Source organism: uncultured Maribacter sp. (assembly GCF_963974015.1).
Taxonomy (GTDB): Bacteria; Bacteroidota; Bacteroidia; order Flavobacteriales; family Flavobacteriaceae; genus Maribacter.
This window is the reverse complement of sequence record NZ_CAXBBZ010000005.1, coordinates 47,099-61,385: the sequence shown is the minus strand read 5'-3', so window position 1 is coordinate 61,385 and position 14,287 is coordinate 47,099. Positions and strand designations below refer to the sequence as shown.

At 37.0% G+C, this 14,287-nt stretch carries 12 protein-coding genes; 5 read left to right on the top strand and 7 right to left on the bottom strand.

Annotated features, from left to right (window positions below):
* Positions 1 to 31: 31 nt before the first annotated feature.
* Positions 32 to 1,660 carry a chaperonin GroEL gene (gene groL, locus AACZ41_RS09870; RefSeq protein WP_339628264.1) on the top strand — a complete coding sequence of 543 codons (1,629 nt, stop codon included), beginning with the start codon at positions 32 to 34 and terminating at the stop codon, positions 1,658 to 1,660.
* Positions 1,661 to 2,081: 421 nt separating this feature from the next.
* On the opposite strand, the gene AACZ41_RS09865 is transcribed toward groL, so the two are convergent.
* The 7 genes from AACZ41_RS09865 to AACZ41_RS09835 form a co-directional block, all read right to left on the bottom strand.
* A complete protein-coding gene (locus AACZ41_RS09865) occupies positions 2,082 to 2,444 on the bottom strand; it encodes a cation transporter (RefSeq protein WP_339628263.1) in 363 nt (120 codons plus the stop codon).
* 17 nt (positions 2,445 to 2,461) lie between these two features.
* Positions 2,462 to 4,702, bottom strand: coding sequence for a TonB-dependent receptor (locus tag AACZ41_RS09860; protein WP_339628262.1), 2,241 nt, complete (start codon positions 4,700 to 4,702; stop codon positions 2,462 to 2,464).
* A 31-nt stretch (positions 4,703 to 4,733) separates the two neighbouring features.
* A complete protein-coding gene (locus tag AACZ41_RS09855) occupies positions 4,734 to 7,226 on the bottom strand; it encodes a heavy metal translocating P-type ATPase (protein ID WP_339628261.1) in 2,493 nt (830 codons plus the stop codon).
* Positions 7,227 to 7,304: 78 nt separating this feature from the next.
* Positions 7,305 to 8,138, bottom strand: a complete 834-nt coding sequence (locus tag AACZ41_RS09850; protein ID WP_339628260.1) for an NHL repeat-containing protein — start codon at positions 8,136 to 8,138, stop codon at positions 7,305 to 7,307.
* A 2-nt stretch (positions 8,139 to 8,140) separates the two neighbouring features.
* Positions 8,141 to 8,767 carry a heavy-metal-associated domain-containing protein gene (locus AACZ41_RS09845; protein WP_339628259.1) on the bottom strand — a complete coding sequence of 209 codons (627 nt, stop codon included), beginning with the start codon at positions 8,765 to 8,767 and terminating at the stop codon, positions 8,141 to 8,143.
* 23 nt (positions 8,768 to 8,790) lie between these two features.
* A complete protein-coding gene (locus tag AACZ41_RS09840; RefSeq protein WP_339628258.1) occupies positions 8,791 to 9,561 on the bottom strand; it encodes a hypothetical protein in 771 nt (256 codons plus the stop codon).
* A 63-nt stretch (positions 9,562 to 9,624) separates the two neighbouring features.
* Positions 9,625 to 10,038, bottom strand: a complete 414-nt coding sequence (locus AACZ41_RS09835; protein ID WP_339628257.1) for a hypothetical protein — start codon at positions 10,036 to 10,038, stop codon at positions 9,625 to 9,627.
* 211 nt (positions 10,039 to 10,249) lie between these two features.
* Between AACZ41_RS09835 and AACZ41_RS09830 the strand changes: the two genes are divergently transcribed.
* The 4 genes from AACZ41_RS09830 (at position 10,250) to AACZ41_RS09815 (ending at position 14,285) form a co-directional block, all read left to right on the top strand.
* Positions 10,250 to 11,002, top strand: a complete 753-nt coding sequence (locus AACZ41_RS09830) for a hypothetical protein (RefSeq protein ID WP_339628256.1) — start codon at positions 10,250 to 10,252, stop codon at positions 11,000 to 11,002.
* Positions 11,003 to 11,125: 123 nt separating this feature from the next.
* Positions 11,126 to 11,575, top strand: coding sequence for a GAF domain-containing protein (locus AACZ41_RS09825; RefSeq protein ID WP_339628255.1), 450 nt, complete (start codon positions 11,126 to 11,128; stop codon positions 11,573 to 11,575).
* A gap of 92 nt (positions 11,576 to 11,667) precedes the next feature.
* Positions 11,668 to 13,200: a bifunctional phosphoribosylaminoimidazolecarboxamide formyltransferase/IMP cyclohydrolase gene (gene purH, locus AACZ41_RS09820; RefSeq protein WP_339628254.1), complete on the top strand. Its 1,533-nt coding sequence runs from the start codon at positions 11,668 to 11,670 to the stop codon at positions 13,198 to 13,200.
* Positions 13,201 to 13,256: 56 nt separating this feature from the next.
* Positions 13,257 to 14,285 (top strand): rod shape-determining protein, encoded by a 1,029-nt coding sequence (locus tag AACZ41_RS09815; RefSeq protein ID WP_068487365.1) that lies wholly within the window; start codon positions 13,257 to 13,259, stop codon positions 14,283 to 14,285.
* Positions 14,286 to 14,287 lie beyond the last annotated feature (2 nt).

The window sequence follows — 14,287 nt, the reverse complement described above, 5'->3', positions numbered from 1 at the left end:
CTCAAGGTCAAAAATCAAAACTAAATTAAAAATGGCAAAAGATATTAAGTTTGACATAGATGCAAGAGACGGTCTTAAAAGAGGTGTTGATGCATTGGCAAATGCGGTAAAGGTTACATTAGGCCCAAAGGGTAGAAATGTAATCATCAGCAAATCATTTGGTGCTCCGCAGGTAACTAAAGATGGTGTTACCGTTGCAAAAGAAATAGAATTAGCTGATCCATTAGAAAACATGGGTGCGCAAATGGTTAAAGAAGTTGCTTCTAAAACCAACGATTTGGCCGGTGACGGTACAACTACCGCAACTGTTTTAGCTCAAGCTATCGTTAAAGAAGGTTTGAAAAACGTTGCTGCAGGTGCAAACCCAATGGACCTAAAAAGAGGTATCGATAAAGCAGTTGAAGCTATCGTTGCAGATTTGGCTAAGCAAGCTAAAAAAGTTGGCGATTCTTCTGAAAAAATTAAGCAAGTTGCTTCTATTTCAGCCAACAACGACGAAACAATTGGTGAATTAATCGCTCAAGCTTTCGGTAAAGTTGGTAAAGAAGGTGTTATTACTGTAGAAGAAGCTAAAGGAACTGATACTTACGTTGATGTTGTAGAAGGCATGCAATTCGATAGAGGCTACCTTTCACCATATTTTGTTACCGATTCAGAAAAGATGGTAGCTCAATTAGAAAACCCTTACATCTTGTTGTTCGACAAGAAAATTTCTTCAATGAAGGATTTGTTACCTGTATTGGAGCCAGTTGCTCAATCAGGAAAACCACTTTTAATTATTGCTGAAGATGTTGATGGTGAAGCATTAGCTACTTTGGTAGTAAACAAATTAAGAGGTTCTTTAAAAATTGCTGCCGTTAAGGCACCAGGATTTGGTGACCGAAGAAAAGCAATGTTAGAAGATATCGCAATCTTAACCGGTGGTACCGTTATTTCTGAAGAAAGAGGATTCTCATTAGATAATACTACTCTTGACATGTTAGGTACTTGTGAAAAAGTACAAATCGATAAAGACAATACTACAATCGTAAACGGTGGCGGTGTTGCAAAAGATATCAAAACAAGGGTAAATCAGATTAAATCTCAAATTGAGACCACTACTTCTGATTATGATAAAGAAAAACTTCAAGAGCGTTTAGCGAAGTTAGCTGGTGGTGTTGCCGTACTTTATGTAGGTGCAGCTTCTGAAGTTGAAATGAAAGAGAAAAAAGACCGTGTTGATGATGCTTTACATGCAACGAGAGCTGCAGTTGAAGAAGGTATTGTTGCTGGTGGTGGTGTTGCATTGGTTAGAGCAAAATCTGTTCTTTCTAAAGTAGCTACCGAAAACGAAGATGAAGCAACAGGTTTACAAATTGTAGCCCGTGCAATCGAAGCTCCTTTAAGAACTATCGTTTCTAACGCTGGTGGTGAAGGTTCTGTAGTAATCGCTAAAATTCTTGAAGGTAAAGGAGATTATGGTTACGATGCTAAGTCTGAGAAATATGTTGAGATGATGAAAGCTGGTATTATCGATCCTAAGAAAGTAACTAGAGTAGCATTGGAAAATGCAGCTTCTGTTGCTGGTATGATCTTGACTACCGAATGTGCTTTGACCGACATTAAAGAAGATACGCCTGCTGGCCCACCAATGGGTGGCGGGATGCCAGGAATGATGTAGTGACGAGGCGCCACAGCCAATAATTAATTGGTTTGCGCAGTCAATATAACTTTAAACCGCTCTTGAAATATCAAGAGCGGTTTTTTTATGCTTGAATACCGGAAACAAAAAAACCACCTTCTTTATTTACAGAAGGTGGTTTTATCGTCCAAACGGTATTGCCTTCTAAAGGCAATAACTTAACTACTTCTTCTTAGGAGCAGCTTTTGGAGCAGCCTTTTTACCAGCTTTTGCTGGAGAAGGCTTGGCAGCTGGTTTCCCTGCTGATTTTGCTTGTGCCATGAGTATCGAATTTAAAATAAATCTATACTAATGTATTTCAGATTTTGATTCGTGATAATCACGTTGGCAAAAAATTAACTAAAACTTTCTATGTATTTTTCAACAGCAAAAAGAACCCAAATAAAAGTAGTTATTCTGACTAATTTTTATGGTGTACTCCATCATCTGAATTATCTTCTCTGTACAGACAACAAGGGTGTACACTATTATAAGCTTCATCTGTCGCCTTCAATTCTTTGGTGTCATGACCAACGGCAACAATAGCGGTTTTAATTTTCATGGCATTAGTTTTACGTTCATCCATAATAACAGCTAATTGATGAGTAGGAATATCCCAATTTGCATATTTTACTCCCTTCACATTTAATGCAGCCTCTTCAATACGCTCTTTACACATTGCGCATTTACCGTTTACATCAAAAGTCATTTTTTTGTTTTTATCCTGCGCATAGGTTACCACAGCAATCAACATCATCGCTATTGACAAAATAGTTGTTTTCATAATTATAAATTAATGTGTTATAAAATTTTAAATCTAAAGCCACCATAAAACATTCTTCCCATTATTGGCGCATACACAATGGTTGTATCAAAATTAGGACCAAAAGGACTATCTGCACCCAATACTGGATTTCTTTGTTGTTCTCCGGTTAGGTTCTCCCCTCCTACATACATTTCAAACGTATTAGAAAACACTTTTGTTATTTGAGCATTCATGAGATTATATGGCGATGAATATGCACCTAATTGATATTGTGCTGAATTAGAGCTAGTGTCAGGTAATCTCATTTTTCCTAAACTATGCAGTGTATAATCGACTTTCCATTGAGAACCATTTTCCTTAGCTTCTGTTTCATAGCCTAAATTAATGAAAAAACGATGTTGCGCTTGTAATGGCTTTTGCAGGTTTCCACTTTTATAATCGGTCGAAACATCATAGAATTTATACGCTGTTCTAAAATTTAACCGAGTTAATAATTCATAATTCATCTCAATTTGAAAACTATGTGCATTGCTTTTTCCTTCTAAATTATAAAATGAAACTTCCTGCGGATTTTCCCAATCGACTACTATTTGATTTTTAAAATCAGTGACATAATAATCAATCGATACATCTCCTTTTTTGTTAAGGAAATTAAATCCCTGTAAAAAACTTACTCCATAGTTCCAAGCATCCTCGGGTTCTAAACCATACACGCTACCACCTATATTCAAAATCTTAATTTCTCTTGCAGATGCAAACAATTGCTGATTTTCAGCAAATATATTCGCTGCTCTTTTACCTCTTCCAAACGAACCACGTAAACTTCCTTTTTCCCATGGTGTATAGCGAATATGAAAACGTGGAGTTACAAAAGTCCCCAATCGATTATGGTTATCTACACGAAGACCCGCAGTTAAACTAACTTTCTCTAAATTTTCATAACTATATTCTATAAAAGCACCGACCGAAGAATCTTCTCGAGAATAATCCGTAGTCGTCACTACCTCATCATACCCGTCATATGCAAATGAAATTCCCGTTTTAAACTTGTTTCTTGTATCGCCGATTATAGAATTAAAAAGTAAACTCGTAAAAATACTTTCGTGATTGATATTGTATGTTCTAAACCCAAAATAGGAATCTTGCTTATGTAGACTATACGCAGTTTGAAAACCAAAGCTTTGAAAGGGCAATTCCGGAAAAACATACCCTAATTTCAGAGAAGTATCAAAACGACGGGTATTTATCTCACTACCCCAAGCGTTGGTCGTAAATCTATCAGTATTAGGATTAAAATCTACCTGCCCTACTTGTTTTTCATCATTCAAAAATCGAACATTTAAAAAACTGACCCATCCTTTTTCAGCATCTTGATATTGCCAACGGTTCATCACATTTATTTGATTACCTAAAGGAGCATCCAAAAATCCGTCTTTATTATTATCCTCTTTCTGTGCACGCATATTTCCGTGAATATAAAGTCCGGCACTCAACTTATCCGTAAGCTTTCTATTAAAATGAGTATTCATTTCATAGCGCCCATTTTCATTGGCATAGCCATTTACAAAAACAGCATTATCTGTTAATGGCTTCACCAATTCGGTATTTATCTGACCCGAAATACTTTCATAACCATTGACCACACTACCAGCTCCTTTGGTGATTTGGATACTCTCTATCCAAGTACCTGGCGTAAAGGTCAACCCGTAAGCCTGTGAGGCTCCACGGACCATAGGAATATTTTCTTGAGTAATCAATAAATACGGACTGGTCAACCCCAGCATCTGAATTTGCTTGGTTCCGGTAAGACCATCGGATAGATTAACATCTATCGCCGGATTGGTTTCAAAACTTTCTGCCAAATTACAACATGCCGCCTTCAATAGTTCTGCGCTATTTACCGTTATAACATTCAGCGGACTGAAATACGTTTTCTGTATAGCATCGCGTTCTTGCTGCACCACCACCTCATCTAACTCGTTGGACGATTTTAAACTAAGCCGAATGGTCTTTGGCTGATTTATCGTTAGTGTATCCGATTCGTACCCAACGTAACTAACAATCAGTTTGTTGAATCCCTTTAGAAAGGGTATAGAAAATTTACCATCATAATCTGTCACTACTCCCGTTTGCGAATCTTGCCAGTACACATTGGCACCCGAAAGACTTAAAGCGTTTGCACCGTTAGAATCTAGAACTACTCCTTCAACCATTTCTTGAGAATAACAGAACCAAGGCAACAGGGTTAATGCAATTATCACTATAAATTTATTCATGTATATTTTATGTATTGTACATACAATTGCATTAACCAATTTTGGCTACCCGCAGGCGTAATGCGTTTGCAATAACCGAAACCGAACTAAAACTCATAGCCAAAGCCGCAATCATAGGAGATAATAAAATTCCGAAATATGGAAACAATACTCCCGCTGCAATCGGAATACCAACAGTATTATAGATCAATGCAAAAAATAAATTCTGCTTGATATTTTTCATGACCGAATGACTAAGCTTATTAGCTTTTACAATACCATGTAAATCACCTTTCACCAAGGTAATTGAAGCGCTCTCGATAGCAACATCGGTACCTGTGCCCATCGCTATACCTACATCACTTTTCGCCAAAGCAGGTGCGTCATTAATTCCGTCTCCTGCAACGGCAACTTTTTTGCCTTCAGATTGCAAACGTTCAACCTCAGCCAGCTTATCTTGAGGGAGCATACTTGCCTTAAAGTCGGCCAAATTCAATTGCTCTGCCACAGCCTTAGCCGTATCATGATTATCTCCTGTGAGCATAATGACCGCTATACCTGATTTTTGAAGCTCTTTTATTGCTTTTACACTTGTCTTTTTAATTTTATCCCCGATAGCTACATATCCGACCACTTTACCATCGACCGCTAAATAAGAAACTGTTTTCCCTTGCTTTTGATGAGACACCACTTCTGACTTTAAAGTATAAGGAATAATAACTTGCTCTTCAGTCATCATCTTTTCATTACCCAAGGCAATAGACTCCCCATTAATGGTGCCAGTAACCCCCATGCCCGTAATGGAATCAAAATCATCTACTTTTAAAACACCCACCTTTTCTGCTTTTCCATATCTTACGGTAGCGTCAGCTAAGGGGTGTTCACTAAACTGATTTAAGGATACGATATACTGAAGCACTTTATCTGAATCATAATCAGCAATACTACCTACTTTTTCTACGGATGGTTTTCCTTCAGTAATGGTTCCTGTTTTATCAATAATCAACGTATCGATTTTATCCATTCGCTCTAAAGCTTCGGCATTTTTTATCAACACTCCCGATTGCGCACCTTTACCCACACCTACCATAACCGACATTGGGGTTGCCAACCCTAAAGCACAGGGGCAAGCGATAATCAATACTGCGATTGCATTTACCAACGCATATACATACACCGGCTCTGGACCAAAAATGACCCAAACAATAAAAGTAATTACAGAAATAAATACCACAGCAGGTACAAAATAACCAGAGATTTTATCAGCCAGTTTTTGAATGGGAGCCTGACTACGACTTGCCTTGTTCACCATGTCAATAATCTGTGACAGCAAAGTATCGGAACCAACTTTCTCTGCTTTTATTACGAAAGAACGTTTGCCATTTATGGTGCCTGAGCTTACATTATCACCAACAACCTTTTGCACTGGAACGGGCTCACCCGTAATCATAGATTCATCGACCGTACTTTCACCATCAGTCAAAACCCCGTCAACCGGAATTTTGTCACCTGGTTTTACACGCAACAAGTCACCTTTTGAAATCTTATCGATTGCTATGGTTTCTTCAATTCCATTTACAATACGAATCGCTATATTGGGAGCAAGTTTTAAAAGTTCCTTTACGGCAGAATTGGTTTTACTGTGTGCATGAGCCTCTAACAATTGTCCAAATAGCACTAAGGTTAAAATAACCGTAGCTGCTTCAAAATACACATGTACCGTACCTTGATCGGTTTTAAATTGTGGTGGGAAAAAATCGGGCACCAAAATGGCAAAAACACTAAATAACCAAGCTACCCCTGCTCCAATACCAATTAACGTAAACATGTTTAAATTCCATGTTTTTACGGAACGATACGCACGCTCAAAGAACATCCATGTTGCATAAAATACTACAGGAATAGACAATGCAAACTGAACCCAGTTCCAATACTTTAAACTCAGAATATTTTGAAGAGGATTGTTCGGTATCATCTCAGACATCGCAATAATGAATGTAGGAAGCGTAAAAGTGATCGCTATTTTAAATTTTTTCAAAAGCTTAGAATAGCTTTTTTCCTCGGCAGAAACATCAGCCTGTTTTGGCACTAAATCCATACCACAAATAGGGCAATCCCCTGGTTCATCTCTCACCACTTCTGGGTGCATGGGACACGTATACTCCTGACCTTGATGGCCATCAGCACTCGCCTCTTCTACCAAATCCATTCCACAAACAGGGCAATCTCCAGGCTCAGAATAGGTTTTGTCACCTTCGCAATGCATCGGGCAATAGAAAACACCATTTCCGTTTTCTACTTTCTTGGACTTGACATCCCCATGATGTTGCGACCCTAATTCATGAATGGAATAATGTCCGCCATCTTCTTTCATGGCGGTTTGCATCGATTTTAATGAAATATGTTTATCCATTTCCAAAATCGCCTCAGCTTTTTGCAAATCTACCAAAGCACTAGTTACACCTTCAACATTCGCTAGTGTTTTCAGAACATTAGCTTTGCATCCATTACAGGTCATGCCAACTATAGTATATGTATGTTTCATACGTTGCATTATAATTATTATATAAATCTGGAAACCTAATTAGACATCCAGATAGACCTATTATTTTATTTCTTGTTATTACTCCTTTCCCGCTATTGGCCGTTTATCAAAAAGATTGAGTTTGCCATTTCTGTAATTAATTATATACAGCATATCATCTTTTATCATCATATCGGTAGGCTTTTCTATTTGGTCTTTTAAAATTTGTAATAGTACACCGGACATATCAAAAACTAAAACACGATTGTTTTCAAAATCAGTAACAAACACTTCATTTTCAGAAACAAAAATTCCTGTTGCCGCATTCATCTTTTGATCCTGTCCCATCATTTGAAGGAAAGCACCTTTTTTGTCAAAAGCTTGTACTCGATTGTTATAGGCATCTGCTACCCAAATCTTGTCCTTAGTAATTTGAACGTCTGTCGGGTAATAAAACTCCCCTTCCGCTTTCCCTTCCTTACCAAAAGAAATCCAATTGGCACCATCAAAATATAGAACACGATTATTGTAGAAATCTGCAATAGCCCTTTCATTTTTATAGACGGAAACTCCTGCTGGTGCATCTAAAGAATCGGATACCTGCATAACAAATCTTCCCTTTTTATCAACCGTTTCAATTGCATCTTTTCCGTATTCAGGAATAAAAATAGTTTCCTTTATAGCATCAATATGCATTGGTCTGTCTAGAGAATCTATTGTTTCGGTGATTTCACCCTCTTCATCAATTTTTACCAAACGGTTATGATCACCATCAGAAAGCCAAATTGAACCATTTACTTGGGTTAAACCAATGGGATTCACCCCATCTAACTGAATAGTTTTAGACAACACCCATTCTTTAGGAACGGCTACTTTTTCTTTACAGGCCGATGCAAAAACCAATACGAATATTATAAAAATACTTTTTCTCATCACTAGTAGTTTAAACGTTCGTACTTACAACATGCAGGTAAATCACCGTAATCATCGGTATGTGCTTGATGATTTTTGGTGTCATGACCCGCAACTGCTACTTCCTTTTCTATTTTCTCAAGAGAAGTCAACCCTGCATCAAAAGAAACATTCATGATTTTAGTATCCTTATTCCAAGAAACGGCAGAAACACCTTTTACTGATTCTGCAGCTTTGGTAATTCGAGCTTCACACATAGCACAATTTCCTGCAACCATTACATTTTTAGTTATGGTACCTTCCGTTTTTTTCATCATTGTCATAGCAGAAGATTCTTCCACCGTACCATTGGCACGCTCTACTTTAGCAGTTATTGGTGTATATCCTGCCTTTTCAACTTGCTTCTCAACATCTGTAAGGGTTAATCCTTTTTCCGCCGGATAAGAAAAACTAAAGTCACCTGTTTCGATATCAATCTTAACATTTTTTATCCCTTTAAATTCCTTGAATTTCTTCTCAAGTCCGTATGCACAAAACGGACAACCTAGTCCGTCTACTTGCACCATAAATTTATCCTTACCTTCTTGTGCAACTGCACTAAAGACTACAATTACCATTAATAACACCGATACTATTATTGATTTTTTCATTATTTTATGTTTTAAAAATTTTCTTAAAAAGAATATCTAGAGCCTAAAAACAGGCTATATTTTAATTTACGCCCTGCTTCAATATCGTTCACTATGGGCACTTGAACTGCAAAATCGAACGTTACATTCTTTCGTGCATACTGTATACCTTGGGCATATAATAACTGGTACCAATCGCGCTCCACCAACCATGCATTGGTATATTCAAAATATAGGTTGACCTGTTTGTTAGGATACTGAGGTTTTAACAATGGTAACCCAAACCCAATTTTATGCATAAGAGCATCCATTGTACCATCTGGCATCCAGTTATAACCAAGTTCATTTGAGATTCCATACTTTAATGATTCATAACCCGCAACAATACCGTAGTATCCGGCATATTTACCTGTGCTTAATTCCATAACATCTAAATCCTTACCCGTCGGTAGTGTTTGTAATGTTTTAGCGACCATTCTAAAGGTTTTACCCGTACCATCTTTTCTAAAGAACTGATATTTACCCATGATTTTAATATCTGCCAAACTGCTACCGCTTGGTCCGTTTTCGATATCATAATTTATATAAGGTAAATGAATTGCTACCAAAGAATTAGAGGTAGGTAAATAATGTAGCATAACGGGAACATAGGTGAAATCACCTCTTTCGGTATGTCTTATTTCTGTTAAGGTTTTTGCGGTAAAACTACCGCCACCCAGCATAATTGGTTTATCGGCAGTAATCGGAGGTCCTTGGGCCTCAGCAAATTGTACGCCAAAAAGGATAATGGCTGAAAGCCAAATTCTATTTTTCATGGAATGTTAGATTTGATTAAAAAATGTGTGAACGCAAAAAAGCGACGTAAAACACGTTTTAAATCAAATCAAGAATACTTGGTGAAGTATATTCAAATCCTTATCCAATATAGGAGGCGGATAGGAATCAAAAACAATATTCTTATCTACAGACTCTTGAAATAAGCCTAAATAAGTTGTTGTAAATGAAATTAAGAATACTTGTTGAGAAAAATCTAAACTAAAGATATCATGATTTAAATCATCTTGACCTTGCATAGTAAACGATTCATTATCACAACAATGCTTTGTAATTTGAGAGGAATCATCTAACAAAGCCAAACCAGCTTCCATTCCACAATCTTCAGCAGTATCGAACCAAGCAATATCCAATACCCGCCCCATACATAAATGCTTTTCAACCGTCCACGAAATAGTGGACAGCAACAATAGCAATGCCATTGAAACAGAAAATAATTTATGAAGCAAATTTTTCATCTTCGCAAATTTACGAAATATTCAATATATAAGATTCTATACGTCATTTCTTTAACGAAATATTGGCGCACCTAGTACTTATTCTTTCATACATACAAAAAAACAGATTTAGACTATACGACCACCTGTGCTTTTAAGTTAAATGAGTGGCACACATTAATAAATAACAATCATTAACATCTTTAAGCTCTAGTTATTTAAACTAAAAATTATGAGAAAACATTTAAAATACACATTACTAATATGCACTATAACACTTTTTATAAGTAGCTGTAGTTCAGACGACGGCTCAGTTTTTGACAAAGCTGTCCCTTCTGCAGACATTACATCGGCATCTGCCAATGGAGAAGCAGGTACAAGTGTTACCGGTAGAGTTATTTTCACTTCGGACGCCACTACCCAACGCAGAATGTACATTACAAAAAATTATTTAGGACAAGGAGAAATGCCTTTTAGCTCATTTGACCTTATAAGTGATGATTTAAGTAAAGTTTTAAAAGCAGATGGTTCTATTGATTTAGATGGTGCTCCTAAAAAGGAAATCGACTTTTCTTTTCCTCTTCCTGTACCAGACATTGATAATGGCGAAATTGTGTATACTTTTGGGACTACAATCGGTAAAGGGGATTTTAGAGATACTACAAAAAGATTGGCTTTAGGTGCTGGTCAATTTACCGAAACTGTTGGAACAGGTACAAACCCTGCAGCAGAAGTTAAAGGTAACACAGAAACTTTTTTCTCTTTACTAAACGAAACGATTTACAGAGTAAATATTGGTCGCGAATTTAGAGCGTTTTGGGACTTAGTATATTACTATGGTGCTTCTGGCGTATCTGCAGATGACAATGCTTCATTTGCTTCAACAAAGCAGTATGATGCTTCTTTCGGATTTCCAATAGAAGGTCTTCAGCCTGGTTTTGATAATAATGACTTGATTCAATTTGACTTGAAAATTCACCCATAATTAGCACACAAAATATTAAGTGGTAAAAAAAGCGGATGTCTATTGGAACATCCGCTTTTTTATTTTTATAGGTCAGACTACACCAAGCAATATGAACAATTCTTACTTTTGCAAAAAAAAGTTATGTTTAGCGCACTACGCCCAAAAGTAAGTTGTATAGTTGACTCGAATACTTCCGCAGATGCTAAAATGCAAGCTATCTGCGAGATTTTAAAAGCTGAAGTACCACACTATGACTGGGTAGGATTTTACTTTAAAAATGGTGATAAACGTGAATTAAAACTAGGTTCTTATGCCGGGGCACCAACTGATCATACAATTATCCCTTATGGAAAAGGCATTTGCGGACAAGTAGCAGAAAGCAACCAGAACTTTGTAGTACCTGATGTTCAGGCACAAGACAACTATATCGCATGCAGCATTACGGTTAAAGCCGAAATAGTAGTTCCTTTATTCGTTAATGGTGAAAACATTGGTCAAATAGACATTGACTCTAACACTCCAGACCCATTTACCAAGGCAGATGAGCGCTTTTTAGAATTCGTAAATTTTGAAGTAGCCAAAATTCTTTAAAACTTTAGGCTTTTTGTTGATAAACAAGCTCATATAATAGCTGCAAAAAAATTACTTTTGCTTGCTTATTAAAAACATTTAAGCATCATACAATGAGCAGTGTAAAAAAAGCGTCTTCAGCCTTAATTTCAGTTTTCCATAAAGATGGGTTAGAGCCTATAGTTAAGAAATTTCAAGAATTAGGAATTACTATTTATTCTACCGGGGGTACGGAAAAGTTCATCAAAGATTTAGGAATCGATGTGGTACCTGTTGAAGATGTAACTAGCTACCCTTCTATACTAGGTGGTAGAGTAAAGACTTTACACCCAAAAGTATTTGGTGGTATTTTGAACAGACAGGACAATGAAAGTGATGTTGCACAATTGGCTGAATTCGAAATTCCACAAATAGATATCGTTATTGTTGATTTATATCCGTTCGAAAAAACGGTTGCAAGTGGTGCTTCTGAACAAGATATTATAGAAAAAATTGATATCGGCGGAATTTCATTGATTCGTGCCGCTGCCAAAAACTTTAAAGATGTTACCTGTGTATCTTCCATGGAAGATTATGCCGACTTTCTTTCTGTAATTTCAGCAGACAACGGGAATATCAGCTTGGAGGATAGAAAGCGTTTCGCCGCCAAAACTTTCAACGTTTCTTCTCATTATGATACTGCCATTTTTAATTACTTTAACAAAAACCACGATCTAGCGGCCCTTAAAATAAGCGAGACCAATGGAAAGGTTTTACGTTATGGGGAGAATCCTCATCAAAAAGGATTCTTTTTTGGAGATTTCGATGCTATGTTCTCTAAATTACATGGAAAGGAATTATCATACAACAACTTATTAGATGTTGATGCTGCGGTTAACTTGATGTTAGAATTTAAAAACGACGCACCTACTTTTGCGATTCTTAAACATAACAATGCTTGTGGTCTTTCTCAAAGAGACACCTTGCACCAAGCATATGTAGACGCCTTGGCAGGTGATCCTGTTTCAGCATTTGGCGGTGTTCTTATTAGCAATAAAGAAATCGACAAAGCTACCGCTGAAGAAATTCATAAACTTTTTTGTGAAGTAGTAATCGCTCCAAGTTACAATGCTGAGGCTTCAGAGATTTTAAAAGGCAAGAAAAACAGGATTATTCTAATACAGAATGAAGTAGAAATGCCAGAAATGTTGGTAAGAACTTGCTTAAATGGTATGCTTCTTCAAGAAAAGGACCATAAAACTGATACTATTGCCGATCTTGTAAATGCAACAATCACCAAGCCTACCGAGCAAGAAATAGAAGATTTGATTTTTGCATCAAAATTATGCAAGCACACAAAATCGAATACAATTGTTCTCGCTAAGAATAAACAACTTTGTGCAAGCGGAACTGGCCAGACTAGTAGAGTTGATGCATTAAACCAGGCAATCCATAAAGCACAAACCTTTAATTTCGACCTAAAAGGCGCGGTTATGGCGAGTGATGCTTTCTTCCCTTTTCCCGATTGTGTGGAGATTGCGGACAAAGCTGGCATTACCAGTGTAATACAACCAGGTGGTTCCATAAAAGACCAATTAAGTGTTGATTATTGCAACGAACACAAAATTTCAATGGTGATGACGGGCACTCGTCATTTCAAACATTAATTTCATTACTTTTGTCGATAAAATATACCCTTTTATCTAAAATTTAAACATCACATATGGGATTTTTTGATTTCTTGACCGAGGAAATAGCTATAGATTTAGGTACAGCGAACACCCTTATTATTCATAATGACAAGGTAGTTGTCGATAGCCCGTCCATCGTTGCCAGGGATAGAATTAGTGGAAAAATTATTGCAGTTGGCAAAGAGGCCAATATGATGCAAGGTAAAACCCATGAAAATATAAAAACGATTAGACCATTGAAAGATGGTGTAATTGCAGATTTTGATGCTTCTGAAAAAATGTTGATGATGTTTATTAAAAACATTCCGGCATTAAAGAAGAAATGGTTTCCACCAGCATTAAGACTGGTTATCTGTATTCCTTCTGGTATTACCGAAGTGGAAATGAGAGCTGTAAAGGAATCTGCAGAACGAGTAAATGGTAAAGAAGTATATCTAATTCACGAACCTATGGCAGCTGCAATAGGTATTGGCTTAGACATTATGCAACCTAAAGGAAATATGATCGTTGATATAGGAGGTGGTACTACCGAAATTGCTGTAATTGCATTAGGTGGAATCGTATGTGACAAATCAGTTAAAATTGCAGGTGATGTATTCACCAATGATATTATTTACTACATGCGTACCCAGCACAATCTATATGTTGGCGAAACCACGGCAGAGGCAATTAAAATTGAAATTGGATCGGCTACAGAAGATTTACAGTCACCACCAGATGAAAAATCGGTACAAGGGCGTGATTTATTGACAGGCAAGCCTAAGCAAGTGCAAATTTCTTACAGGGAAATAGCGAAAGCTTTGGATAAATCGATTCTTCGTGTTGAAGATGCAGTAATGGAAACATTATCTCAGACACCACCAGAATTAGCGGCAGACATCTACAATACTGGCATTTACCTTGCTGGCGGTGGTTCTATGTTACGAGGATTGGACAGAAGATTGTCTCAAAAAACAGACTTGCCCGTATATATTGCTGAAGACCCATTACGTGCCGTAGTACGTGGTACAGGTATTGCATTAAAAAATCTAGAACGTTATAAGAGTATATTGATCAAGTAATA